This is a genomic window from Mycobacterium sp. (assembly GCF_049683355.1).
Lineage (GTDB): Bacteria > Actinomycetota > Actinomycetes > Mycobacteriales > Mycobacteriaceae > Mycobacterium.
Genome location: NZ_JBAUJB010000259.1, coordinates 1 through 25,611, shown reverse-complemented (window position 1 = coordinate 25,611; position 25,611 = coordinate 1). Strand labels below are relative to the sequence as shown.

Sequence of the window (25,611 nt, the reverse complement as noted above, 5' to 3'; positions counted from 1 at the left end):
CGAAATGGATTGTGGTGAAGACACGATGCGGGGCGCCGGATCGATGACGCCCGGCCACGATCAGCGCAGCGCCGAAGCGGATTACCGCCGGTTGCTGGACCGCAGCCCCGCGCCGGTGTGTGTGCATGACGGTCAGACGGTGGTCTACGTCAACCCGGCCGCGGTCCGCGTTCTCGCAGCGGCAACGGAGGCGCAGATCGTCGGACGCCCGATCACGGATTTCATCCATCCCGATTCGCTGGCCGGGGTGCACGCCCGCCTTGCCGATCTGCTCGGGGACGGCGACGTCTCCGAGCTCTCCGAGGTCACTCTGCTCCCCGTCGACGGCACGACGTTGGCTGCGCACTCGGTCGCAGCTCTGAGGTTGACCGACAGTGGACCGATATACGAAGTAATCTTCGACCGAATCCCCCTGTCAGCCTGTGGAATCGGTGAAGAGACCGGTCCGGCGGCGAAGGCCGCTGAGCCCCGGTTGCGGGCGGTGCTGAACCTTCTCCACAACGGTGTGGTGATCATGGCAAGCGATGGCCGCTTCGAGTTCACCAACACCGCCGCACGCCGGATCTTGGGCGGCGACGCGGATGATCTTGTCGGTGTTCACCACAGCGCCAGGGGGGTGGACCTGCCGATGTTCAACGCTCGGGGCCAGCAGATCAGCACCGACTCGCATCCGATCAGGTGGATTCAGCGGACCGGGCTGAGCGTGGGCGGCGAGGTCGTCGGCATCGATCGACCCGATGGCAAGCGAGTATGGATCATCGGACGCGGGTGTCTGGTCGATCCGAGTGACCCCCAGAACTCGTCGGTGCTGTTCTCCTTCACCGACATCACCGAGCACCACACCGCACGAGAACGCCTGCTGCACGAGGCCACCCACGACTGGCTCACCGGTCTGCCCAATCGGGTGCACGCGCTCAACCAGGCCGCATCAGGTCTGCTGCAGACCGGAGACGTCCGCCTGTCTGCGGTGTTGTTCCTCGACCTCGACGGGTTGAAATCGGTGAACGACCGTCATGGACATCCGGTTGGTGACGACGTGCTCCGGGTCGCCGCCCAGCGGATGCAGTCGGTGATGAGACCCGCTGATCTCGTCGCGCGAGTCGGCGGTGACGAGTTCGTCGTGTTGATGATGGGACACACAAGCAGTGGTGAGGTCGAGGCCCTTTCAGGGCGACTGCACGAGGTCCTGTCGGCGGACATCGTGATCGGGACGCTGACCCTGCAGATAGGGGCGAGCATCGGAATCACGACGGTGGCAAGCACCGATCATCGAAGCCTTGCCGAAGTGCTGCGTGACGCCGATGCCGCGATGTATCGAGCCAAGGCCCGGGGCCCCGCCAACACGGCACATTTCGAACGCAATTCGTAGGGGCACCATTCTCGATCGATCCGAACGACTGACAGCGCCGAATCCGCCACATGGATCCGGCGGTCACCCAGGCAGCCGCCCCTGGTGGCCGAACGTGCTGCAGGTGCCAGGATCCTGCGGCGGAATCGGCCGCGGAGCGTTTGCACCGCGGGCTCGGGGTCGACGTCGAGGTCGCCGTCGAGTCGAATGCAGCCTGGCCCGCCGGCAAAAGTGCAGCTCGCGGCCCCAGCGAAAACTTTCCTGCTCGTCAACCCAACCAAAGCGCAACCGGCACCGAATGACCTACGAACGCGGGGTCCGCAATGGTGCGGGCCCGGTGTGACCGACAGAGAGCCGGACTGAGTGTGATTGGGGAGCGCTGAGTTGCCGAACGTGCGAGATCCACATCTTCGAGGTGCCTGCCCGGGGTCGTGCGGGAGGACGTGTTGTTGAGCGGTGGTGACGGCGGGACCCGTGCGCTGATCCCGCCGCACCGGCACATCCGCGGGCGCCGGGGTCGAACCGGCACGCCGGTACCGATTCGTTGGCGCGACGACATTCGTGGCGCGGTGCGGTCACACGTCGGTGAGTTCGTGGCCGGTCAGTGCCGCGACGACCTCGGTGCGGCCAAGGTCGACGTGGCTGGCGAGATCCTGTCCGGGTTCGTCGACGGCGGCAAGTACGTGCGCTCGACGTTCATGTACCTCGGCTGGCTGTGTGGAGCACAGGAGGACGAAGCGGCGCTGCGCGCGTCGGCCAGCCTGGAACTCTTCCATGCGTTCGCGCTCATGCAGGACGACGTCATGGACGAATCGACGCTGCGACGGGGGCGCCCCGCCGCGCACGTGATGTTCAGCCGCTGGCACCGCGACCGTGGGCTGACCGGCGCCTCGGCCCGGTTCGGTGAATCGGCCGCCGTGCTCCTCGGTGATCTGTGCCTGGTGTGGGCGGGCAAGATGCTGCGCGAGAGCGGCATCGGCGCCGACGCCCTCGCGCGGGTGTGGCCCCACTACGACGACATGCGGATCGAACTCGCCATCGGACAGTTCGCCGACCTGGTCAACGATGCACACGCCTTCCCGACGCTCGACGAGGTCCTCGACGTGTTGAGGCGAAAGTCGGGCAACTACACCGTGCGTCGTCCCCTGGAGATCGGCGCGGCGATGTCCGGGTGCCCGCCCGTGGTCGTCGACGCGCTCGGCGGGTACGGGGCAGCCATCGGAGAGGCCTTCCAGCTGCGGGACGACCTGCTCGGGGTGTTCGGCTCGCCCACCCTCACCGGAAAGTCGGTGGGTACCGACCTGGCAGCGCAGAAGGCGACCAGCGTCGTCGTCGCTGCCCATCAGCTGGCCGACGCCGGTCTGCGGCACCAGCTCTCCGAGCTGATGAGCACCCGCGAGCTGAGCTCGACAGACACCGAACGGTGGCGGACGCTGATCACCGCCAGCGGGGCCGTGCAGTGGATCGAACAGGTCATCGCCGAACGTCTGACCCACGCGCTGGACCGCCTCGGCTCTGTCCAGATTCCCGAAAAGACCCGTGCGGCACTCGAAGACATGGCCGTCCTATGCACCGAAAGGGCTGCGTGATGCGTAGTTTCGAGGGAAGAACCGACCGAGTCGTCGTGGTCGGGGCCGGGTTGTCCGGATTGTCCGCCGCGCTGTATCTGGCGGGACGCGGTCGCAATGTCACCGTCGTCGAACGCGATGCGGTGCCCGGTGGCCGGGTGGGACGCGCCGACATCGCCGGCTACCGCCTGGACACCGGGCCCACGGTGCTCACCATGCCGGACATCATCGACGACGCCCTGGCTGCCGTCGGCGAATCGCTGACCGACCGTCTGGACCTGATGCCGGTACACCCGGCCTACCAGGCGATGTTCGCCGACGGGAGCACGCTGGCAGTGCACACCGATGCGGACGCGATGTTCGCCGAGGTAGCCCGGTTCTCTGGACCTCGGGAGGCAGACGCCTACCTGCGGCTGCGTGCCTGGTTGACCGAGCTGTACCGCACCGAGTTCGACGGGTTCATCGCCGCCAACTTCGACTCGCCGCTCTCACTGGTGACCCCGCAGTTGGCCCGGTTGGCCGCGATGGGTGGATTCAGGCGCTGGGAGAAGGTGATTCGCCGGTTCCTGACCGACGAACGACTGCAACGGGTGTTCACCTTCCAGGCGCTGTATGCCGGCGTGCCGCCACAGGGCGCCCTGGCGGTGTATGCCGTGATCGCCTACATGGACACCATCGCCGGGGTGTACTTCCCACGCGGTGGCATGCGGGCGCTGCCTGATGCGATGGCGGCGGCAGCGGGCGCTGCGGGGGTCGAATTCGTCTACGAGTCAACGGTTTCCGATCTCGAATGGAGCGGATCGCGGATCACCGGCGTGCACACCACGTCCGGGCACCGCGTGCCTGCCGACGCCGTGGTGCTCACCACCGAGCTGCCCGACACGTATCGACTGTTGGGTCACACGCCGCGCCGGCTGCTCAAACTACGGCCGGCCCCTTCGGCGGTGGTGGCCCACGTCGGTTGTCGCGCAGCCGATGACCGAGTCGGCCACCACAGCATCCTGTTCGGCGACGCGTGGCATCAGACGTTCCGTGACATCATCGACGACGGCCGCGTGATGGGGGACCCGTCGCTGCTCGTGACGCGACCCACGGCCAGTGACCCGAGCCTCGCGCCGCCGGGCCGCGATCTGCTCTACGTACTGGCGCCTGCGCCGAACACCCAAGTTGGGCAGGTGGACTGGGATGCCGCCGGGACGGCCTACGTTGACGAGATGTTGGGCGCGGTCACCGCGCGGCTGCCCGAACTCGGAGACGACGTCGAGCTGCTGCGGGTGGTGACGCCGTCCGACTGGGGCCGGCAGGGCATGGCTGCGGGCACCCCGTTCGCACTTGCGCACACCTTCGCCCAGACCGGGCCGTTCCGCCCGGCGAACACCGTGCGCGGTGTCGACAACGTGGTGCTGGCCGGCTCGTCGACCGTGCCGGGGGTGGGGGTGCCCACCGCGATCCTGTCCGGGCGGCTGGCCGCCGACCGGATCACCGGAGTAACCACCCGCCGTCCGGAACGCGAGGTGTATCAACGATGATCGGATCCGAGCTCGATGCCGCCGGTGTGCGGGACCCCTCACTGCGCGAGGCGTTTCGACGATGCCGGGAGATCAACGCCCGGCACGGCAAGACCTTCTTCCTGGCCACCCGGCTGCTGGCGCCCCGACAGCGTCCGGCAGTGCACGCGCTCTACGGGTTCGCCCGGCGTGCCGATGACATCCTGGACGACTTCGACGCTCGTGGCAGCGAAGCGCGCGCCGACGAACTCCAGTCACTGTCAACCCGACTGTTCAACGCGCTGGTCCAGAACCAACCGTGTGACGACGACCCGACATTGACGGCGGTGGCGCACACCGCGCGCAAGTACGACATCGGCTGGGGGCTGTTCGACGATTTCCTGGCGGCGATGCGGATGGACCTCACCGTCACCGACTATCCGGATCGTGCCGCGCTGGAGCGTTACATGTACGGGTCGGCGGAGGTGATCGGCCTCCAGCTGCTGCCCGTGCTCGGCACCTGCGGACCGCGGGAGGACGCCGCCCCGCACGCGGCGGCGCTCGGAAAAGCCTTCCAGCTCACCAACTTCATTCGGGACGTCGACGAAGACCTGCGGCGAGGCCGGATCTACCTGCCCGCCGACGAGCTCGCGGCACACGGCGTCGACCGCGAGCTGCTGAACTGGTGCCAGGGCAACGGGCGCACCGAGGCGCGGGTGCGACGGGCCCTGATGGAGCAGCACGCCGCGGCGCGGAAGGTGTATTCCGAAGCCGAGCCGGGGCTTGGCATGCTGGCCCCGACGTCACGCCCGTGCGTGGCTGCGGCGTTGACGTTGTACTCGGAGATCCTCGAGCGCATCGAGGAGATGGATTTCCAGATCTTCGGTCAACGGGCCACCGTCGGCAACGCCCGGCGACTCACCGTCACCGCCGGCGGCATCGTCCGGTCCTGGAACGCCCGACTGCGGCACGGGGGTGAATGCGCCTAAAGCGTGTCGACACCTGCGTCATCGAGCAGCGGGATCTGTTCGATCGCCCAGGGACTCAGTGCCCACGGCAACCCCGCGGGCGTCCGCAGTTCCTCCCACGGCACCCACGCGGAGTCCATGATCTCGTCGGGGTCGGCGCTCACCGGGCCCACCGCGCGGGCGCTGAAAACCGGGCAGACCTCGTTCTCCACGATGCCCTGGGCATCGACGGCCTGGTAGCGGAAATCCGGCAGCACGCAGTGCAGTCGGGCGATGTCGACCCCGAGCTCCTGGCGGGCCCGACGTACGACGGCGTCGTCCATCGACTCCTCGGGGCCAGGGTGGCCGCAGAACGAGTTGGTCCAGATCCCCGGAAACGCGCGCTTGTGCAGGGCCCTGCGGGTCAGCAGCACCCTGCCGGCGTCGTCGAACAGATAACAGGAGAACGCCAGGTGCAGCGGCGTCGAGCCGTGGTGGACCTCCGATTTGGACGCCGTACCGATGCTGCGGCCCGCATCGTCGAGCAGAACGACGAGCTCCTGACCAGTTACCGAGTTCATGGACACCACCCGCAAGAGCGCTCGAAGGGACACGAAGGCATATTCAGCCGATGCTGCCGATGCTATGGAACGATTCGTTGCCGCCCCAGAGGCGGATTGGACGGACCGGCCGGAAGGACTTTCGTCCCACCGTAGCGTGGACCCTCGCCTCCTATACCGCGATGCGGTCCGGCGATAGCGTCGGGGTATCGGCGGCATCGTCCGCCACACATGTGAGGAGACACACCGATGTCCACCCAACCCGCACCTCTCGGCATCCTTGTCGGCGTCGACGGTTCGGCAGGTTCCCGAGTGGCCGTCGACTGGGCCGCGCGCGACGCGGCATTGCGGTGCGTCCCGCTCACGCTGGTGCACGTGCTGCCCGGGGCCGCGGTTCAAGCATGGATCCAGGTCCCCCTGCCGCCGGCGTTCGTGGAGGACGAACAGAAGGCGGCGCGGGAGATCCTCGCCGACGCGGTGGCAGTCGTCGAGGCCGCCACCGAAGGCGGGCAACCGGTCCGTGTCGACCAGAAGATCGTCACCGGCCAGGCCATTCCGGCGCTGGCGGATCTCACCAAGGACGCCGACATGATCGTCGTCGGTAGTCGCGGGCTGGGTAAGTGGGAGCGACGGCTGCTCGGGTCGGTCAGCACCGGGTTGGTGCAGCACGCGCACTGCCCGGTCGCGGTGATCCACGACGAAGACCCGTTGATACCGCATCCTGACAGGGCGCCGGTGGTCGTCGGCATCGATGGCTCTCCGGCCTCCGAGCACGCCACCGCGATCGCGTTCGACGAGGCATCGCGCCGCGGTGTCGACCTGATCGCCGTGCACACCTGGAGCGACGCCGGCTACGAACTGCCCGGCGCCGGATGGAGCGAGATCCAGCCCGAGGAGGAGATGGTGCTGGCCGAGCGGCTGGCCGGCTGGCAGGAGCGCTATCCCGATGTCTCGGTGCGCCGGGTGGTACATCGCGACCGGCCGGGTCACCGGCTCCTGGAGGAAGCCGGCCAGGCGCAGTTGCTGGTCGTGGGCAGCCACGGTCGGGGCGGATTCGCCGGAATGCTGCTCGGTTCGGTGGGTTCCCAGGTGGTGCAGTCGGCGCGGATGCCGGTGATCGTCGCGAGACGGAAATGACTGCGAGGGGTCGCCTGGCCACGGCGATGGCGCTGGTGGGCCTGGCCATCGGCTATCAGACCCGCGTCCGGCCGTGGATGTACTTCTGGGGCGCATCGCGGGAGGAGGGGCGCAGACATCCACAACGCCAGTGTCATCCATCCGGAATGGCAGGACGTTCAGGTCGGTGACACCGTATGGCTGGCTCGCCGCGGCGGCGACAGGGGGAGACAATTGGTCGCCGCCGCGGTGCCGAAATCCCATCTGGTGCTGATGTCGCCCGAGGACTACGAACGGCTACAACGCGGCGAAAAAGCCTCGGGCAGTTGGTCTTTCCACCTTCTCCCGGAAGGGGAGCGGACCCGGTTGCTGGCCCGCGGCAACGGTGGCTACGGAGGCAACCCGATCTACGACATCGCACACTTCGTGATGGAGCGCAAGATGCTGCTCGGCATCCGCCGCCGCGCCGAGCAGCAGGCGTGGGGCGAGGCGACCTAGCTGTCAGTACACCTGGCCGGCGGTGAGTTGCGCGTAGCGGGTGAGGTGGTGGTCGGTCGAGCCGAACTCGAACTGGATGGCCGTCAGCCGCTTGAAATAATGTCCGATGGCCAGCTCCTCGGTCATCCCCATGCCGCCGTGCAGCTGCACGGCCTGCTGCCCGACGAACTGTGCAGCCCGGCCGACAGGTCGCCTTGTCCGCCGAAACGGCGCGCGCCCGTGAGACCTCGTCTGCCCCCAGGTTCATGATGGCCAGATACACCGCCGCCGCAGCCTGTTCGACCTCCATGTACATGTCCACCATGCGGTGCTGGAGTACCTGGAAGCTGCCGATGGGCTGGCCGAACTGCTGGCGCTGCTTGTGCCGGCCGAGACGATCTTCGTTCCGCGCAGCACCCACTGGTCGCCGTCGCGCTTCTGCGACCGTCGACACGTCCTGCCAGTGCTCACCCGACGTCGGTTCGGTGGCGGCCAGGGTGACGATCGCGTCGCCGGCGACGACTCTGTCCAGCAGGCCGGTGGCGCCGGCGCGGCGCAGCAGTCCTGCTGCCACGACCGCGGTGTCGACAAAGGGTTCGATCACCAGGGCGTGCCCGAGCGCTTCAGCGATCAGCATCATCTCGACCGGTCCGCCGCCGATGCCGCCGTGCTCCTCGGGCAGCGTCGCGCCCAGGATCCCGAGCTCATCGGCGAATGCCCGCCAGATGTCGGGCTGGAAGCCCTTGCCCGTCTTCGCTGTCGACCTGCTCTTCTCCAGGTCGTAGCGGCTCGCGAGGAACCTGCTGAGGCCCCGCCGTGTGCGACCGGCCATGCCGGCGCGGCCCAGCCGTGCTCGTGCAGGATCTGCTGCCACTGCATGCTGGCGTCGTGGTCGGCGTAGGCGCTGGTCATCAGACGCCCGGCGCGACGTAGCTCAGGTGTCAGCTTGTCATCGAGGAACGCGCGCACCTCATCGCGAAACGCGAGGTCGGTGGGCGACCACTGCAGGTCCATCGGGGGGAGTTCCCTTCTGCTCACAACGTCAGAGAACACAGTAAACCTAGTTAGTTAGGTGGGGATAGGGCGGGGCGGGCATACGGGTTCCTCCAGTCGTCCCCGTCCCGGCCACGCACCGCCGACAATGAATGGGTGAACGCACTCGGCAGGAACGTCGCATCCTCGGCCATTCACGGGCGCGGCATTTCGGCGCAGTCGGCCGGGGCCGTGCGGGGTGAACGCTATTCGAGTGGTACTTTTCTTCTGTTGCCGCCAGCTGTGATGGCAAATCGTTTCCAACCGCCACCGCGGTTACGCCGATTGCGCATATGCCGGGTTTTGTCCGCAATCGATAGGCAACAAGACCACACCCGAAGCCGAATGATAAACCGGCCATGGCAAATTTAGGGCAAATAACCGTGACGTGGGATATGCAATGGGACGACGAAGTCGACGTCTTGTGTACCGATGCCGGTGTCGCGGGACTGGCCGGCGCCATCTCCGCGGTGGACGCGGGGGCCGAGGTACTCGTCGCGAACGTCCAGGCGCCGCCGGTGTCCACTGCTGCGGGCACCTCCCCGGGATGGCTCACCGTCGACAGTGACGACAGCGAGACCATGGCATACCTCGCCGAGTTGACCAGCGACCTCGATGCAGCGGCACTGTCGCTGCTCGACGACGGACTGCCTGTTCGGGCGGCCCCGCAACCCGCGGCACCGCCTGAACGAAAACTCCCCCCGTTCCTCGGTGCCCTGTTGCGGGACTGGACCGCCCGGTGCGTCACCTCGCCTTCGGGCTACCTGTACACCCGCGTCACGGACTGGACCACCACACCGATGCTGTCCGCCGACGGCGACGCCGTCGGGGTCGCCGAGATCGGGTCGATGACCCCGGATCCCTTCGACGTCGTCGGCTCGGTGCTCGACTGGCTCGACACGGAAGCCCGCCTCCGGAACGTGGACGTCGAATCGGTGACCCGATTGGACCGGTTGGTTTTCGAGGACGGTCAGGTGGTCGGAGCCGTGTTCGCGACCGCAGCCGGCCCTCTGGCCATTCGCGCCCGGCATGGGGTGCTGTTCTGCCGTGCCGGACTGCCTGCCGGCCGGACTCAGGGGCTTCCTGCCGCCGGTGTGCTGCGGGTTGCGTTGGTCAGCAAACCGGCGAGCCGGTTCGGCCGGGTCGAGCTGCTGACATCGGACCCTGCCTAGAAGTGGATCGGAATCCGCCCCTTGGCCAGCAGCGACTCCATCGCGGCGGCGGCGATCGGGCGGGAGAGCAGGAAGCCCTGAGCTCGGTGACACCCGTGCCGGAGCAGCGTCAGCGCCGCCGCCTCGGTTTCCACGCCTTCGGCGACCAGCTCGAGTCCGAACGCCTCGGCCAGCGCGATGATCGCCCGTACGATCGCGAGATCGCCGCGGTTGGAGCCGAGTTCACGAACGAACGACTTGTCGATCTTGAGAGTGTCGACGGGCAGCGACTTCAGATGACTCAGCGCGCTGTAGCCGGTCCCGAAGTCGTCGATGGCGACCTGCACGCCGGCTTTCTTCAACCCGGCGAGGGTGATCCTGGTGGTCTCGATGTCCTGCACGACCACGCTCTCGGTGATCTCCAGGCACACCGACCCGCGATCGAGCTCGAACTCGGTCATGATGTCGGCCACCGATTCGACGAAGCCGTCGGTGACCAGCTGCACCGGTGACACGTTGATCCGCAGCACGGCGTTGTTGCCCACGCCGCGGGCTCGCCACCCCGCGAACTCGGTGCAGGCCGAGCGCATCACCCAGCGTCCCAGCTCGCCGGCGAGATTGATCGATTCCGCGACGCCGATGAACGAATCGGGGGGGAGCAGGCCGCGAGTGGGGTGCTGCCAACGGACCAGCGCTTCGGCGGCGAGGATGTCGCCGGTCCGCATGTCGATCTCGGGCAGATAGTGCAGCAGCAGTGCGCCGTTCTCGATGACGCTCTGCAGGTGGAGTTCGATGTCGTTGCGGAACTCGTTCTCCATCGATATGTCGTCGGTGAAGACGGAGATCGTGTTGCCCCCGGAGCTCTTGGCCGTCAGCACCGCCTGGTCGGCCCGGCGGAGCAGATCGGAGGTGGTGTCTTGACCTGGGATCCCCAGTGCGACACCGATGCTGACGGTGCGGGTGAGCATCTCGCCGTCGATGGACACGCGTTCGCGCAGCGTCGACTGGAGCCGGTAGGCGAGTGCTTCGGCGCTGTCGGGGTCCATCGGGTTCGCGGGGACCACGACGAACTCGTCGCCGCCCAACCGGGCGATCAGGTTGGGTCCGTCGGCGCCTCCGCGGAGCCGTTCGGCGAGCACCCGGATGAACCAGTCGCCTGCGGTGTGGCCGAGGTAGTCGTTGATGGCTTTGAGCCGGTCGAGGTCGAAGAACAACGCCGAGACCGGGCCCGGGCGGCCTTCTGCCAGCCGCTCGTCGAGGTGTGCCAGCAGGGCCCGACGGTTGTACAGCCCCGTCAGATCGTCGTGTTCCGCGAGGTAGCGTAGTTGCTCCTCGGCCTGGACCCGCGCTTGGACCTGTGCGAACAGCGACGCGATGGCCTCGAGGGCGTTGAGTTCCTCCTGGGTCCACTCCCTGTCGCCGAACTTGACGAATCCGAGTGCGCCGGTGGTGACCTCGCCGGAGACCAGGGGGGCCGCCGCCATCGAGGTGGCCGGCACCGCGCGGCCTTCCTCGATTCGGCGCTGGTAGTCGTCGGTGGCCGGTTCGGGACGCAACACGACCGGCTTCTTGGCGTGCTCCGACACGGCGAACACCGGGTCGGCGTCGGCGAAGAACACCAACCCGAGGGGGTCTGGGTCGGGGGCATTGGTGCGGATCGGCCATTCGGCGATCAGTCGGGACGCGTGCAGCGCGTGGTCGTTGTAGCGCAGGAAGCTGACGTCGACGCCGAGGAATGAGACCAGGTCACCCAGCACCCGTTGGCTCACCTCGACCGAGGTGACGGCAGTCGCCGCCATCAACTGGGTGGCCACCGACGTGACCATCAGGTCGAGGCTGCGGTGTGGGGCGTTCTCAGGCATCGTGCAGTCACAATACGGTCGGTGCGGCACTCAGGGGTGGGTGACCACGGCGATATCGGAACTCGCGGGCGCAAATCACATCCGTCGCTGGGGGTCCCAAGTGCTCAGATGTCACAGCGCGGTGTCACGGCGCAACGGGTTTTCCCTCGTTCCGGCCAGCGCCTGGTCCAGTGAAAGGATCTCGTTGAAGATCTTCGACACCTGGGAAGGTTCGGCGTGCTTGATGAACGTGCGGCGGTCCCACCACATCATCTTGGTGCAATAGCGCGGGTCCGGATACGGCGTCGCGGGGATCGACGCGACCACCCCGCCCGACGACCGCCACTTGTCGAGCACGTGGGCCGCGGAGGTGGCCATGCAGAACTGCAGGTCGACAGCGGCCATGGCATGAAATGCAGAGCGAGCCAGCACCCGGGTCACGCCCTTGCTCTGATCGGCGTCGTCGGTGACGAACCCCGACTTCATCTCGAGGACGCCGAAGGGCGCCCGGTCATTGATCATCTTGCGCACTGCCGGCAGCCCGGGCTGGCCGGCCCACTCCACCACGGCGTGGGAATCCTCGGCGCAGGTCAGCGGCCCCTTCGCGCGAACCCCGCCGATCACCCGCCCTGCGGTGTCGACGGCCGCCCAGAACAGCGTGGTGTCATGACCGTCGCGGATGTCGGCGATCTGCAGGGCAACCTCCACGCCATGCTTGCGGTAACTGCGCTCTGCGCCGTGCAGATATTGGAGCCAGAGTTCTGGGTCGAGGTGTGGCTGAGACATGATCAACGTGCATTCCGCGTCCTCGTCCCACCAGCTGTGGCGCCGGCCCAGACGGAATTCGAACTCGTGGTCGGATTCAAGCGAAGAAACTGTCATGGTTCTTTCCCGTCGTAGGGCAGTGGGCGGAACAAAGGGGCGCCGCCTGTCTGCCGACTATCCGTATCCGGCCCTATCGGGCTTCGGAGTAAATAGAGCAAGATCATTATGTCGCCGTGCGCGACATTTATTCCAGCTAGCCGACAGATATTTTCTGCTTTCTGCATTGCTGGAGCATTCACGGGACACTTGGCTTACCCGAGAACTACTTTTCGCAAGCCGAAATTCATCGGATCCGACGGGTGTTGTCGCGCAGAATTCGTTTTTGGTGAACCCGGTGGCAAGCGGATTCGTCCTTTGACGACGCTCTCTGGTTTCTGCGGCGGCATTCGCTAACTCCGCACCGGTGCCGTCGATAACCCTGGCCGCGGGTGCCGCGGCACGCTGTGGCGGACCGTTGCGGCGCGGGCCTGAAAAGTGCTTCGTCAGGCTGACAGGTTCGCTGCGCTCGGTCGGCGCAACACCGAGCGCGACGGGATTTCGGCAGCGAGTGCCAGAATTCTCCGCCGGTGAGACGACCCTGCGAGGGGGCATCTACGTGGTCAAGGTCGGCGTGAATACGCCCGCAGCGCTATGGCACTGTGGGCAACGCAGCATCAACTCGCCGAAATCGAGAGGTCGTTCCTATGGGCGGTCAGGGTCAAAGGAGGCAACTGTGAAGAAGTTCAATGGGTTGGCCGAATTCACTGCCGCGGAGGGCACCCAACTGGGCCCCACTGAGTGGCTCGAGATCACCCAGGATCGGGTCAATTTGTTCGCTGAGGCCACCGATGACCATCAGTGGATCCATGTCGACCCGGAGCGGGCAGCGAGCGGGCCCTTCGGCGAGACGATCGCGCACGGACTGCTGACGTTGTCGCTGATCCCTCATTTCACCCACCAGCTCTACAGCGTCGACAACGTGGCGATGGCGATCAACTACGGCTACAACAAGGTCCGCTTCATCACACCGGTGAGGGTCGGCGCCATGCTGCGGGCCCGTGCGGAGATCGCCTCGGTCACCCAGCTCGACGGTGCGGTGCAGGCGATTCTGAACACCACCGTCGAGATCGAGGGCTCCGACAAGCCGGCCGCGGTGGCCGAGTCGATCGTGCGGTTCATCGGCTGACCCCGGTCGCGCCGAATGAATTCACGAGCGCCAATGACTGTTGACGTACGTCAAAAACCCTCGTAGATTCCTTTTCGGCGTGAGGAGTGGCGGCGGATCATGCACACCCGCATGTCGCGGTGATCGGTTCCGGCATCAGTGGATTGACCGCGGGCAAGATGCTCAAGGACTACGGCGTGCGCTACACGATGTTCGAGACGTCGGACCGGATCGGCGGCAACTGGGCATTCGGCAATCCGAACGGGCACAGCAGCGCGTACCGCTCACTGCACTTCGACACCTCCAAGCATCGGTTGTCGTTCAAGGACTTCCCGATGCCCGAGCACTTCCCCTCGTTTCCGCACCACTCTCAGGTCAAGGCCTGTCTCGACGACTTTGCGAGCGCGTTCGGGCTGCTCGGTCACATCGAGTTCGGCAACGGCGTGGTACACGCGTCGCGCCGGCCTGAGGGAGGCTGGCACATCCGCGACCAGGCCGGTGCCAAGCGGTCATTCGACCTGCTGGTGGTGGCCAACGGGCACCATTGGGACCCGCGGACGCCCGAGTTCCCGGGAATGTTCACCGGTGAGACGATGCACTCCCATCACTACATCGACCCGACCGCCCCGCTGGAGTTGACCGGCAAGCGCATCCTCGTGGTGGGCATCGGCAACAGCGCCGCCGACATCACCGTCGAGCTGTCATCGAAGGCGCTGCGTAACCAGGTCACGTTGTCGACCCGCTCCAGCGCTTGGATCGCGCTCAAGTACATCGCGGGGCGTCCCGGGGACATGTTCTGGCGCACCTCGCCTCATCTCCCGCTGTCATGGCAACGGAAGGCGGTGCAGCTGGTCGCGCCGATGCTGGGAACCGACCCGACGATGTACGGCCTGCCACCGGCCAACCACAAGCTGTTCGAGGCCCATCCCACCCAGTCGGTGGAGCTGCCGTTGCGGCGCGGATCGGGCGACGTCACGCCCAAGCCCAACGTGTCTCGGCTCGACGGGCGTTTCGTCCAGTTCGACGACGGCACCAGCGACGAGTTCGACGTGATCATCCACGCCACCGGGTACAACATCTCTTTCCCGTTCTTCGACCCGGAGTTCATCAACGCGCCGGACAACCACATCCGGCTCTACAAGAGGATGTTCAAGCCCGGCATCGACGACGTGGTCTTCATCGGATTCGCGCAGTCGGTGCCGACGCTGTTCCCGTTCGTGGAGTGTCAGTCTCGGTTGCTGGCGGCGTATGCCATCGGGCGTTACGCGCTTCCGTGCGTCGCGGAGATGGAGCGCACGATCGATGCCGACCAGCAGCTGCACGCCGGGCACTGCACCGACCGCCCCCGTCACACCCAGCAGGTCGACTACTTCGTCTACGAACACGATCTGCGCAAGCGTGAACTGCCCGCGGACCGGATCGCACTGTGGGGGGCGTCGTTCTGGAGTGGGCATGTCCTGCGCGTCGCCGCCGAACGCGACGACATCGGTGCGATCGTCGCGCTGACGCCGTTGACGAGCGGTATGGCCGTGGGCCGCGCCGCGGCGCTGTCCGGAGGTCCGCGCGCGCTCGTCTCGTCGTTGCGCTGGACGCTCACGGGGGTCAAGAGCCGGATCGCGGCGGGCCGGGGGCAGGCGCCGACGCTGATGCCGCTGGTGTCGCAGCCCGGCGGAGCGGGCGCGTTGGGGCTCGACGGTGCGTACGAGAGTTATCTGTCCCTGGCGGGTGCGACCTGGCGCAACGAAATCGACTGTGCCATCGGCCTGGAAGTCGTCCGGGTGCGCTCCACCGCAGCTGCCAAGAGGTTGCGCTGCCCGCTGCTGGTCCAGATCGCCGATTTCGACCGGTACGTACCCGCGGGCGCGGTTGCCGCCACCGCTGAGCACGGCAGGGCCCAGGTACATCGGTACCCCTGTGACCACTTCGACGTCTGGCCGGGCCACGACTGGTTCGACAAGACCGTCGGGGGTCAGGTGGCGTTCCTGGAAAGGACCTTGCGCGTTCAGTAGTGGGTGGAGCCCTGGTCGATCGAGATCGCGCTCGCGGTCACATATTTCGATTCGTCACTGGCCAGCCAGCACACAGCGTCGGCGATGTCTTCAGGCTCGACCGCCCACGTCGGCAGAAACGGTGTCATCATGTTGGCCAACTGTGGGTTGGTCTCCATCGCCGCCGACAGCGCCGTACCCATGTCGCCGGTGCCCATGTCGGTGATCACCGGCCCTGGGTGCACGCTGTTCACCCGGATCGAGTGCTTGCCGAGTTCGGCGGCGAACGCACGTGCCATGCCGGTGACCGCGTGCTTGCTCGCGGTGTAGTGGATCATGAAGGGCTGCATCTTGATTCCCGCGGCAGAGCTGATCAGGATGATCGACCCGCCGCGGCCGCCGTCGACGATCTCGTGCGCACCGGCGATCACGGTGTTCCAGGTGCCGGTGACGTTGATGTCCATGACGTCGCGGAAATCCCCGGGGCTGATCTGGTCCCAGCCTGGGGTGCGGCAACCCCGGCATTGGCGACGATGATGTCGAGGCGGCCGAGGGCGGACACCCCGGCCGCGACGGCGGCGTTGAGCGCCTCACTGTCGCGGGTGTCGACGACGGTCGCCAGGATCCGACGGCCACGCTCCTCGACGAGTTTCACCGTTTCGGCGAGGTCGTCTTCGGTCGCGGAATCGTAGGGTACACAGGGCGGAAGCGGGCCGGCGATGTCGACGGCGATGATGTCGGCTCCCTCTGTGGCCATCCGGACGGCGTGGGCACGCCCCTGTCCGCGGGCGGCGCCGGTGATGAATGCGACCCTGTCGTCGAGCCGTCCGGTCATCGTGTCGAGCGTTTCTGTGCCGCGTTCACCAGTCCACCACCGATGATCAGACGCTGGATCTCACTGGTGCCCTCGTAGAGGCGCAGCAGCCGGACATCGCGGTAGATCCGCTCCACCGGGACCTCACGCATATAGCCGCTGCCGCCGTGGATCTGCACCGCGAGATCGGCTACCCGGCCCACCATCTCGGTGCAGAAGAGCTTCGCGGCCGACGGCGCGATCCTGCGATCCTCGTCGGCGATCCACTTGCGTGCGGTGTCGCGGACCAGCGCGCGGCCGGCCAACACCCCGGTCTGCTGGTCCGCGATCATCGCCTGCACCAACTGGAATTCGCCGATCGCGGTGCCGCCCTGGGTGGCCGTCGCCGCGTAGCTCACCGACTCATCGAGCGCACGCTGCGCGGTCCCCACCGCCAGCGCAGCGATGTGCACCCGGCCCCGGGCCAGCGACGTCATCGCCGCGCGGTACCCGATGTCCTCGGATCCGCCGACCAGCGCGCCGGCCGGCACGCGGACGTCGCTGAAGTTGACGTCGGCCGTCCAGGCGCCCTCCTGGCCCATCTTCTTGTCCTTGGCGCCGACCTCGACGCCCGGGGTGTCGGTGGGTACCAGGAACACCGCGATGCCGGCGCCTTTCGCGTCGGCGGGCCTGGTTCTGGCGAAGACGACGAACAGCTCGGCGGTCGGGGCATTGGTGATGTACTGCTTCTGCCCGTTGATGATCCAGGCATCGTCGGGGGAGTCGTCCTTGACCGCCTTGGTCCGCAACCCCGACGGGTTGGAGCCGGCGCCGGGTTCGGTGAGCGCGAACGAGGCGACGACGTCACCGGACGCGATGCCCTCCAGCCAGGTCGACTTCTGCTCGTCGGTGCCGTACCCGACGAGCACCTGCCCGGCGATGCCGTTGTTGGTGCCGAACATCGAGCGCAACGCCAACGACGTGTAGCCCAGCTCCATGGCCAGCTCGACATCCTGGGCGAGGTTGAGGCCGAGGCCGCCCCACTCGTGGGGGATGGCGTACCCGAACAACCCCATTTTCTTGGCCTGCTCGCGTAGGTCGTCGGGAACCCGGTCGTCGGTCAGGATCTCCTGCTCACGCGGGACGACGGCGGTGCGGACGAAGTGGCGAGTCTGGGCGAGGATCTCCTGGAAATCCTCGTCGCTGACTTCGGCTGTGGTCATCGGCTGAGGCTCCCTATCGGATATGCTTTTGAAATATCTTATATGAAATATGAGAAGCGTCGGTCAGGTGCCGACCGAGTGAGGATGGGTGCACAAGTGTCATTGCTGACTGGTCAAACCGCCGTGGTCACCGGGGGTGCCCAGGGTCTGGGCTTCGCGATCGCGCAGCGCTTCGTCGCCGAAGGCGCGCGGGTGGTGCTCGGTGACGTCAACCTCGAGGCGACACAGGCCGCCGCCGAGCAGCTGGGTGGCGATGACGTCGCCCGCGCGGTGCGCTGCGACGTGACGAGCGTCGAGCAGGTCGACGCGCTGGTGGTCGCCGCGGTGGACGGCTTCGGGGGCCTGGACGTGATGGTCAACAACGCCGGCATCACCCGCGACGCCACGTTGCGCAAGATGACCGAGGAGCAGTTCGACCAGGTCATCTCGGTGCACTTGAAAGGCACCTGGAACGGCCTGCGTTCCGCGGCAGCGGTGATGCGGGCGAAGAAGAGTGGCGCGATCGTCAACATGTCGTCCATCTCCGGAAAGGTCGGGATGGTCGGGCAGACGAACTACTCGGCCGCCAAGGCGGGGATCGTCGGGATGACGAAGGCGGCCGCCAAAGAGCTCGCCTACCTCGGTGTGCGGGTCAATGCCGTCCAGCCCGGACTCATCCGCTCGGCGATGACAGAGGCCATGCCCCAACGCATCTGGGATGCCAAGGTGGCCGAGGTCCCCTTGGGTCGAGCCGGCGAGCCCGACGAGGTCGCCAACGTGGCGCTGTTCCTGGCATCGAACTTGTCGTCCTACATGACCGGAACGGTCATGGAGGTCACCGGGGGCCGACATCTGTGACGCGCCAAGCGGTCATCTGTGAACCGGTCCGGACACCGATCGGCCGCTACGGCGGGATGTTCAAGTCGCTGACCGCTGTCGACCTCGGGGTCGCCGCCCTGCGTGGATTGCTCGAACGGACCGGTATCGGACCTGAGTCGGTCGAGGACGTGATCGTCGGTCACTGTTATCCGAGCATGGAGGCACCGGCGATCGGACGCGTGATCGCTCTGGACGCCGGGCTGCCGGTGACGATCCCGGGCATGCAGATCGACCGGCGCTGCGGATCCGGGCTGCAGGCGGTCATCCAGGCGGCAATGCAGGTCATCGGCGGCGACCACGATCTTGTCGTCGCCGGGGGCGCCGAATCGATGAGCAACGTGGTGTTCCATTCGACCGACATGCGCTGGGGCGGTGCCCGGGGTGGAGTCGAGGTGCACGACGCGCTGGCCCGCGGCCGAACCACCGCAGGCGGCAAGAACTATCCGGTACCGGGCGGCATGCTGGAGACCGCCGAAAACCTGCGCCGCGAGTACGGCATCTCGCGCCAGGAACAGGACGAGCTCGCCGTGCTGTCGCACAGTCGGGCGGTGACGGCGCAGCAGGACGGACTGCTCGCCGAGACGATCATTCCCGTGACCGTCACGAGCCGGTCGGGTGAACAGATGATCGACACCGACGAACACCCCCGCGCCGATACCTCGCTGGAAACCTTGGCCAAGCTCAAACCTGTTCTGGGCAAGAATGATCCCAATGCAACCGTGACGGCGGGCAACTCCAGCGGGCAGAACGACGCCGCGTCGATGTGTGTGGTGACCACCCCCGAGAAGGCCGCAGATCTCGGGCTCAGACCACTGGTGCGGCTGGTGTCGTGGGGCGTGGCCGGAGTGGCGCCCCACGTGATGGGCATCGGGCCGGTGCCCGCCACCGAGGTCGCACTACGGAAGGCCGATCTCACGCTGTCCGACATGTACCTCATCGAGCTCAACGAGGCGTTCGCCGCCCAGGCGCTGGCGTGCATGCGCGAATGGAAGTTCACGCAGCCGGATCTGGAACGCACCAACGTGCACGGCTCCGGCATCTCGCTCGGGCACCCTGTCGGGGCGACCGGTGGACGGATGCTGGCCACCCTGGCCCGTGAACTGGACCGGCGCGGCGGTCGGTACGGCCTCGAGACCATGTGCATCGGCGGCGGGCAGGGTCTGGCCGCGGTGTTCGAAAGGGTGGATCGCCCATGACCAGGCTTGCGCAGACGTTGGGGCTCAGCGAGTTCCAGACCGAGATCGTGGCGACGGTGCGACAATTCGTCGACAAGGAGGTGATCCCGACCGCACAGCAGCTCGAGCACGCCGACACCTACCCGCAGGCGATCGTGGACGCGATGCGGGAGATGGGTCTGTTCGGGCTGATGATCCCCGAGGAGTACGGCGGGCTGGGGGAGTCACTGCTCACCTACGCGCTGTGCGTCGAGGAGCTGGCCCGCGGCTGGATGAGTGTGCCCGGGGTGATCAACACCCACTTCATCGTGGCGTACATGATCCGGCAGCACGGAACCGACGCACAGAAGCGCTATCACCTGCCGAAGATGGCGACCGGAGAGACCAGGGGGGCGTTCTCGATGTCGGAGCCCGAGCTCGGCTCCGATGTCGCGGCGATCCGTACCAGGGCCAAGGACAACGGGGACGGCAGCTACACCATCGACGGCCAGAAGATGTGGTTGACCAACGGCGGCAGCTCGACGCTGGTGGCGGCGTTGGTCCGCACCGACGAGGGGGCCGACAAACCGCACCGCAACCTGACCGCATTCCTGATCGAGAAGCCCACGGGTTTCGGCGAAGTGGCGCCGGGTCTGACCATCCCCGGCAAGCTCGACAAACTCGGCTACAAGGGCATCGACACCACCGAGTTGATCTTCGACGGCTACCGCGCCAAGGCCACCGACATCCTCGGTGAGGCGCCCGGGCAGGGCTTCTTCCAGATGATGGACGGTGTGGAGGTCGGGCGCGTCAACGTCTCGGCTCGGGCCTGCGGGGTCGGCGTCCGGGCCTTCGAGCTCGCCGTCCGCTACGCCCAACAACGCAGCACATTCGGCAAACCCATCGCCGAGCACCAGGCCATCGCTTTCCAATTGGCGGAGATGGCAACAAAAGTCGAGGCCGCGCACCTGATGATGGTGAACGCGGCACGGCTCAAGGACTCCGGGGAACGCAACGACGTGTCCGCCGGCATGGCCAAGTACTTCGCCAGCGAAGTCTGCGCCGAGGTCACCCAGCAGAGCTTCCGGATCCACGGCGGCTACGGATACTCCAAGGAGTACGAGATCGAGCGCCTGATGCGGGACGCGCCGTTCCTGCTGATCGGCGAGGGCACCAGCGAGATCCAGAAGAACATCATCAGCAAGCGACTGCTGGCGGACTACCGGGTCTGATGCGATGAGTGTCCCCGAATTCTCCGCGCGGCCACAACTCGCCGAGGATGTGGCGCGGATCGTCCGCCACCGGATCTTCGACGGAACCTACTCTGCTGGAACGTATGTGCGCCTCGACCAATTGGCCGCCGGGCTCGGGGTGAGCGTAACCCCGGTCCGAGAAGCGCTGTTCGAGCTCAAGGCCGAGGGGCTGCTAGACCAGCAGCCCCGGCGCGGCTTCGTGGTACTGCCGGTGACGACGCGGGACATCACCGACGTGTCGGATGTGCAAGCTCACATCGGCGGCGAGCTGGCGGCCAGGGCCGCGGCCAACGTCACCGACGCAGCGCTGGAGGAGCTGGCGAGAATCCAGAACGAGCTGGAAGCCGCTTATTCCGCTGATGACGGCGAACGCGCGGTGCGACTCAACCACGAGTTCCACCGTGCGATCAACGTGGCCGCGGATTCACCCAAGCTGGCGCAGTTGATGTCCCAGATCACCCGTTACGCACCGGAGTCGGTGTTCCCGACCATCGACGGCTGGTCCGACAAGTCCAACGGCCACCACCGGCGGCTGCTCGATGCGCTGGCGCGCCGTGACCCGGAACTCGCGCGCACGGCGATGTCCGAACACCTCGCCGCCGGGGCGTCGCCACTGATCGAGCACCTGACCCGCCGCGGTGTGATCGGCTGACCCGACGACGTGTTCGGTGGGATACTGTAAGCCTTACAGTCATTGTGTCTGCAAAGGTGGGTCATGGGCGTCCTGGACGGTTGCGTGTGCTGGACTACGGACGTTTCATCGCCGCGCCGTGGTGTTCGGCGCTTCTGGGCGGACATGGGCGCGGACGTGGTGCGGGTGGAGAAGCGGGAGGGTGGCGAGGACCGCTGGGTTCAGTCGGTCACCGATGGTGCTGAGGGCGGGACGTTTCTGCAGTGCAATCGGAACAAGCGCTCGTTGACCTTGGATACGACCACCGACGAGGGCAAGGAGATCAACCGAAAGTTGGTGGCACGGGCGGACATCGTGGTGGCCAACATGCCGGCGACCGGAATGCGCGCCAACGGTCTGGACTACGACACGCTGCGGGCTGTCCGGCCGGACATCATACTGGCGAGTGTGACCGCCTACGGTGAGGGGGCCCGTACAGCGGCCGGATCGGTTTCGACGGTGCCGGTCAGGTGATGTCAGGTGCGACCTACCGGCAGGGGATGCCGGAGCGACCGATCCGAACGGTGGTGCCCTACGCGGACTTCGGCACGGCACTGACCATGACCATCGGGGTGATGATGGCGCTGTACCACCGTGAGCGCACCGGGGAGGGGCAGCATGTCGAGGGTGCACTGCTGCCCACCGCGATGATGATGTCGAACGCCTTCCTCATCGAACGCGACCTGCTCGGCACCGACAAACCGCGGATGGGAAACCAGGGGACGTCGGTGGCGCCGTGTGATCTGTACCTGACCTGTGACGACGGCTGGGTGCTGTTGCAGGTAGTGGGGCAGCCGATGTTCAAGCGGTGGTGCCGGCTGGTCGGGCGGCCGGACCTGTTCGACGACCCCCGGTTCGCCGACGACGACCTTCGCTGGGAGAACGGCGACGTCCTCAACGACATCATGGCTCAGTGGTGCGCCGACAAGACCAAGGCCGAGGTGGCCGGGTTGCTCGAGGCGGCGAAGCTGCCTGCTGCGCCGATGTATTCGACCCAGGAAGTGCTCGATGACCCGCACGTCGCTGCGATGGGTTATCTGCAGCGTGTCCCGTTCCCGGGGGCTGCGCATGATGTGCCGATCATCGAGACACCGTTCCGGTTGTCGGCAACCCCCGGTGAAATCCGCCGCCGCGCACCATTGCTCGGTGAGCACAACGACGAGATCCTCGGCGAGATCGGCTACCCCGGAACCGAGATCGTGTCCTTCAAGGACCGCGGGGTGGTGTGAGCCTCACCGGCGCAGCAGCAGCTCCCGTAGCGCGGCGGCATCGACCTTGCCCGTCGCGCCGCGCGGCACGGCCTCGTCGGAGTCGAGCAGCTTCCACACCGTCGGAACCGTGAAGCCGCTGAGCACGTTTCGCGCCGCTGCCCGCAGGTCGTCGGTGGTCGCACCGGTGGAGCAGACCACCACGGCACCCACCTGGTTCACCCTGTTGTCGGGGACGTTGGCGACGAATGCCGCGCTCACTCCGTCGATGGCCCGCAGCGCCTGCTCCACCTCGCTGGGATAAACGGTGGCCCCGCTCACCTTGAACATGTCGTCGGACCGGCCGCGAAAGAACAGGAAGCCGTCGCCGTCCAGGGATCCGAGATCGCCGGTGGGGTAGTAGTTGTCGGGGGTGAACACCTCAGCTCGACCGCGTCGGCAGATGCCGCGCATCACATGGGGCTCCCGGATCTGGATCTCGCCGACGGCGCCGGCGGGCACCTCGTGGCCGCCGTCCGGGTCGACGATGCGCACGGCCATGCCGTCGAACGGTCTGCCGCAGCTACCCCACGCCGACTCGGGCATGTCTGTGTCGGCTGGGTACTCGCAGTAGGGATCGAACGACTCCGTCATCCCGAACAGCCTGGCTCTGGCGCCGGGGCGAGACCGAAGGCGCACCGGAAGAAGGGCTTCCAGGCTCCCGGGCCGCAGCGCGCTCAGGTCCGCCCCGATCTCGTCGACGTGGCGGGCCAGCGCTTCGGCCTGGTCGGGCCAGCCGCGGAACAACGTCACCCGCTCGGCGGCGAGCAGTCGCAGTGTCGACTCCGGCTGAGGTACCGCCTCGGTGACCAGCGTCGCGCCGGCGACGAGCGCCGACAGTAGGCCGCCGGCGAAACCACCCACTCAGAAGAACGGCATCGGCAGGTACAGCCGGGTATCGGCGTCGATGCAGCGGGCGGCAAGTCCCGACCGCACCGCGTTGATCGCACCGCCGTGGGAATGCCGCACACCTTTGGGCGGCCCGCTGCTGCCGGAGGTGAACATGATCACCATCGGGTCACCGGCGCGCACGCCGCGCGACAGCGCATCCGCGGCGGCACCGGCGGCCAGACCGCTCGGCGGGGTGGCGGCCCGGTCGGCGGTACAGATGGTGCGCAGGGCGGGCAACTCGGGGGACAGCCCGATCCCGTCGAGATAGCGGTGTCCGCGGAACTCCGCCACAGCGATGAGATGCTGCACCGACGCCGCGCGCAACTGGGCGTGCAGCTCGCGCGGCGTCAGCAGGGTGCTCAGCGGAACCGGGACCGCGCCGATTCTCATCAGCGACAGTGCAGACCCGGTCGGCCACGCCCGGCGACGTGAGCGAGGCGCTGCTGCACCTGGAGCCGATCTGCGCCGGCATGTGTGCTGCACGAGTGGATCGCGAGGTCGAGGTGGTGCCCTACCTGCGGGCCGCGGTGGACGCCCAGGTCGAGCAGTTCGACACGCCGTCGCGCTACGTGGCCAGCGCCCGCAGGTTCCACGAGGCGCTCGTCTCCCGGTGCGGAAACGAACCGATGATCCTGCTCATCGGCTCGTTGGAAGTGATCTGGTCGGCCCACGAATCATCGGTGTGGAGCGACGAACGCCACCCCGGCGACCCGATGGAACCGAAGACGATGCGGGCGGCGCTTCGCGACCACCACCGGCTGGTCGACGCCATCGCCGAGGGCAACGCGGTGCGTGCGGTGCGGCTGGCCCAAGACCATCTGGCCGCAGCGCGCCGCAACACGCTGGCCGCCGGGAGTTCCAAGACCATCGAGGCCAAGCTGATCTCGGGCCACGACCGCTGACGAACCGACGACAGGATCACACCATGACCACCACCGCCGACGACCGCGTGCTGTTCGACGCGGACCGGGACAAGCGCATCGCGACCATCACGCTGAACAATCCCGCGCAGCGCAACTCCTACGACGCCGCGATGCGCGACCAGTTGGCGCGTCATCTCGATCTGGTCGCAGAAGACGACGACATCACCGTCGTGTTGTTGCGCGGCGCCGAGGGGGTCTTCAGCACCGGAGCCGACATGAACAACGCCTACGGCTGGTATGGCGGTTCCGATGAGCGCCTGCGCGAAGAGGGGCGGACCGAGAAGCCCGCGCCCAACCGCCGACCGAGCCAGCGCAGGCGGCTCACCCTGGACCGGAAGTCTTTCGGCTTCTATCGCAACCTGATGGGCTTCCCGAAGGTCACCGTCGGTGAGGTCGATGGCTACGCCCTCGGCGGCGGTTTCGAGATGGCGCTGATGACCGACATCTCGGTCATCGGGCGCACCACCCGGATCGGGATGCCCGCGACCCGGTTCCTCGGTCCCGCCCTGGGCAGCCTGCACATGTTCTTCCACCGGCTGGGTCCGGTGCTGGCCCGGCGCATGCTGCTCACCGGCGACATCATCGAGGCCGGTGAAGTCGAACACCTCGGAATCTTCACCGACACCTGCGATGCCGCCTCTGTGACGGCGCGTGCCCGGTACTGGGCCGAGAAGGCTGCGAAGATGCCCGCCGACGGTGTCGTCATCGCCAAGGAGGCGTTCCGCCTCGTCGAGCAGAGCCAGGCCTATCAGGGGGAAGAGGTCGCGAGTTACCTGTTCCACGCCTACGGGACCAACCTGCAGTTCGCGCCCGGGCGAGTTCAACTTCGTCAAGACCCGCGCGCAGCACGGCACCAAGGAGGCGTTCCGGCTCCGCGACGAGCACTTCCATGTGCCAGAACCCGAGTGACCCGCCTCACCTACTGTCCGCGCTACATTATCTGCTAGTTTTGTAAAGTTCGCTCACGTCGAAACCGAGGTCGAGAACATGCCAACACCCGTCATCGTCGGTGCTGCCAGGACGGCCATCGGCCGGTCTTTCAAGGGCACGCTGGTCAACACGCCGCCCGAGACCCTGATCACCACGGTGCTGCCCGAGGTGGTCCGGCGCTCCGG

16 protein-coding genes and 9 pseudogenes are annotated in these 25,611 nt (G+C 66.9%); 17 read left to right on the top strand and 8 right to left on the bottom strand.

Translation table 11 applies throughout. The annotated features are described in order from the left end of the window. From WA944_RS15720 to WA944_RS15705, 4 genes are all read left to right on the top strand, one after another. Window positions 1-1,369: diguanylate cyclase domain-containing protein (locus WA944_RS15720; protein ID WP_526374081.1), on the top strand; the 1,369-nt coding region annotated here is incomplete at its 5' end. A 479-nt stretch (window positions 1,370-1,848) separates the two neighbouring features. Then, window positions 1,849-2,937 carry a polyprenyl synthetase family protein gene (locus WA944_RS15715; protein WP_526374083.1) on the top strand — a complete coding sequence of 363 codons (1,089 nt, stop codon included), beginning with the start codon at window positions 1,849-1,851 and terminating at the stop codon, window positions 2,935-2,937. Continuing rightward, window positions 2,937-4,445, top strand: a complete 1,509-nt coding sequence (gene crtI / locus WA944_RS15710; protein ID WP_526647101.1) for a phytoene desaturase family protein — start codon at window positions 2,937-2,939, stop codon at window positions 4,443-4,445. The genes WA944_RS15715 and crtI overlap by 1 nt, the downstream gene beginning before the upstream one ends. Next, entirely contained in the window at window positions 4,442-5,392 is a 951-nt protein-coding gene (locus WA944_RS15705; protein WP_526371628.1) for a phytoene/squalene synthase family protein, read from the top strand. Before crtI ends, WA944_RS15705 begins: the two co-directional genes overlap by 4 nt. Here the strand turns inward: WA944_RS15705 and idi are convergent. Further along, entirely contained in the window at window positions 5,389-5,931 is a 543-nt protein-coding gene (gene idi, locus WA944_RS15700) for an isopentenyl-diphosphate Delta-isomerase (protein ID WP_526371626.1), read from the bottom strand. The two genes, WA944_RS15705 and idi, sit on opposite strands and share 4 nt — an antisense overlap. A 228-nt stretch (window positions 5,932-6,159) precedes the next feature. On the opposite strand from idi, the gene WA944_RS15695 reads away from it, so the two are divergent. Together WA944_RS15695 and WA944_RS15690 are read left to right on the top strand one after the other, a co-directional pair. Further along, window positions 6,160-7,047, top strand: coding sequence for a universal stress protein (locus WA944_RS15695; RefSeq protein WP_526371624.1), 888 nt, complete (start codon window positions 6,160-6,162; stop codon window positions 7,045-7,047). Between the two features lie 228 nt (window positions 7,048-7,275). Further along, on the top strand, window positions 7,276-7,524 hold the full coding sequence (locus WA944_RS15690) for a hypothetical protein (protein ID WP_526647100.1): 249 nt from the start codon (window positions 7,276-7,278) through the stop codon (window positions 7,522-7,524). 3 nt (window positions 7,525-7,527) lie between these two features. Here the strand turns inward: WA944_RS15690 and WA944_RS15685 are convergent. Together WA944_RS15685 and WA944_RS15680 are read right to left on the bottom strand one after the other, a co-directional pair. After that, window positions 7,528-8,335, bottom strand: a pseudogene (locus WA944_RS15685) (acyl-CoA dehydrogenase family protein). Next, window positions 8,314-8,517 (bottom strand): annotated as a pseudogene (locus tag WA944_RS15680) (acyl-CoA dehydrogenase family protein); the annotation flags it as partial. The pseudogenes WA944_RS15680 and WA944_RS15685, both read right to left, overlap by 22 nt. 401 nt (window positions 8,518-8,918) lie before the next feature. Between WA944_RS15680 and WA944_RS15675 the strand changes: the two are divergent. Beyond that, entirely contained in the window at window positions 8,919-9,707 is a 789-nt protein-coding gene (locus WA944_RS15675) for an FAD-binding protein (protein ID WP_526371620.1), read from the top strand. On the opposite strand, the gene WA944_RS15670 is transcribed toward WA944_RS15675, so the two are convergent. Both WA944_RS15670 and WA944_RS15665 read right to left on the bottom strand, forming a co-directional pair. After that, on the bottom strand, window positions 9,704-11,548 hold the full coding sequence (locus tag WA944_RS15670; protein WP_526609452.1) for a putative bifunctional diguanylate cyclase/phosphodiesterase: 1,845 nt from the start codon (window positions 11,546-11,548) through the stop codon (window positions 9,704-9,706). The two genes, WA944_RS15675 and WA944_RS15670, sit on opposite strands and share 4 nt — an antisense overlap. Window positions 11,549-11,659: 111 nt before the next feature. Further along, window positions 11,660-12,409 (bottom strand): hypothetical protein, encoded by a 750-nt coding sequence (locus tag WA944_RS15665; RefSeq protein ID WP_526371005.1) that lies wholly within the window; start codon window positions 12,407-12,409, stop codon window positions 11,660-11,662. 655 nt (window positions 12,410-13,064) lie between these two features. On the opposite strand from WA944_RS15665, the gene WA944_RS15660 reads away from it, so the two are divergent. Both WA944_RS15660 and WA944_RS15655 read left to right on the top strand, forming a co-directional pair. Next, complete coding sequence (locus WA944_RS15660) at window positions 13,065-13,517, top strand: MaoC family dehydratase (RefSeq protein ID WP_526609450.1); 453 nt, start codon at window positions 13,065-13,067, stop codon at window positions 13,515-13,517. Between the two features lie 86 nt (window positions 13,518-13,603). After that, window positions 13,604-14,908 (top strand): annotated as a pseudogene (locus WA944_RS15655) (flavin-containing monooxygenase); the annotation flags it as partial. 590 nt (window positions 14,909-15,498) lie between these two features. On the opposite strand, the pseudogene WA944_RS15650 reads toward WA944_RS15655, so the two are convergent. Both WA944_RS15650 and WA944_RS15645 read right to left on the bottom strand, forming a co-directional pair. Beyond that, a pseudogene (locus tag WA944_RS15650) lies at window positions 15,499-16,319 on the bottom strand (mycofactocin-coupled SDR family oxidoreductase). Further along, entirely contained in the window at window positions 16,316-17,500 is a 1,185-nt protein-coding gene (locus WA944_RS15645) for an acyl-CoA dehydrogenase family protein (RefSeq protein WP_526609448.1), read from the bottom strand. Before WA944_RS15645 ends, WA944_RS15650 begins: the two are co-directional and overlap by 4 nt. 84 nt (window positions 17,501-17,584) lie before the next feature. Between WA944_RS15645 and fabG the strand changes: the two genes are divergently transcribed. The 5 genes and pseudogenes from fabG (at window position 17,585) to WA944_RS15620 (ending at window position 22,664) form a co-directional block, all read left to right on the top strand. Beyond that, window positions 17,585-18,337 carry a 3-oxoacyl-ACP reductase FabG gene (fabG, locus tag WA944_RS15640; RefSeq protein ID WP_526375934.1) on the top strand — a complete coding sequence of 251 codons (753 nt, stop codon included), beginning with the start codon at window positions 17,585-17,587 and terminating at the stop codon, window positions 18,335-18,337. Continuing rightward, complete coding sequence (locus WA944_RS15635) at window positions 18,334-19,554, top strand: thiolase family protein (protein WP_526375936.1); 1,221 nt, start codon at window positions 18,334-18,336, stop codon at window positions 19,552-19,554. The genes fabG and WA944_RS15635 overlap by 4 nt, the downstream gene beginning before the upstream one ends. Then, entirely contained in the window at window positions 19,551-20,744 is a 1,194-nt protein-coding gene (locus tag WA944_RS15630) for an acyl-CoA dehydrogenase family protein (protein WP_526375938.1), read from the top strand. The genes WA944_RS15635 and WA944_RS15630 overlap by 4 nt, the downstream gene beginning before the upstream one ends. Before the next feature lie 4 nt (window positions 20,745-20,748). Next, a complete protein-coding gene (locus tag WA944_RS15625; protein WP_526375940.1) occupies window positions 20,749-21,417 on the top strand; it encodes a GntR family transcriptional regulator in 669 nt (222 codons plus the stop codon). A gap of 63 nt (window positions 21,418-21,480) precedes the next feature. Next, window positions 21,481-22,664 (top strand): annotated as a pseudogene (locus tag WA944_RS15620) (CaiB/BaiF CoA transferase family protein). Between the two features lie 3 nt (window positions 22,665-22,667). Here the strand turns inward: WA944_RS15620 and WA944_RS15615 are convergent. Further along, window positions 22,668-23,975: pseudogene (locus WA944_RS15615) on the bottom strand (ANL family adenylate-forming protein); the annotation flags it as partial. Here WA944_RS15615 and WA944_RS15610 point away from each other — a divergent pair. From WA944_RS15610 to WA944_RS15600, 3 pseudogenes are all read left to right on the top strand, one after another. Then, window positions 23,963-24,475: pseudogene (locus tag WA944_RS15610) on the top strand (FadR/GntR family transcriptional regulator); the annotation flags it as partial. The pseudogenes WA944_RS15615 and WA944_RS15610 sit on opposite strands and share 13 nt — an antisense overlap. A gap of 23 nt (window positions 24,476-24,498) precedes the next feature. Beyond that, window positions 24,499-25,405, top strand: a pseudogene (locus WA944_RS15605) (enoyl-CoA hydratase/isomerase family protein). 78 nt (window positions 25,406-25,483) lie between these two features. After that, a pseudogene (locus WA944_RS15600) lies at window positions 25,484-25,611 on the top strand (acetyl-CoA C-acyltransferase); the annotation flags it as partial.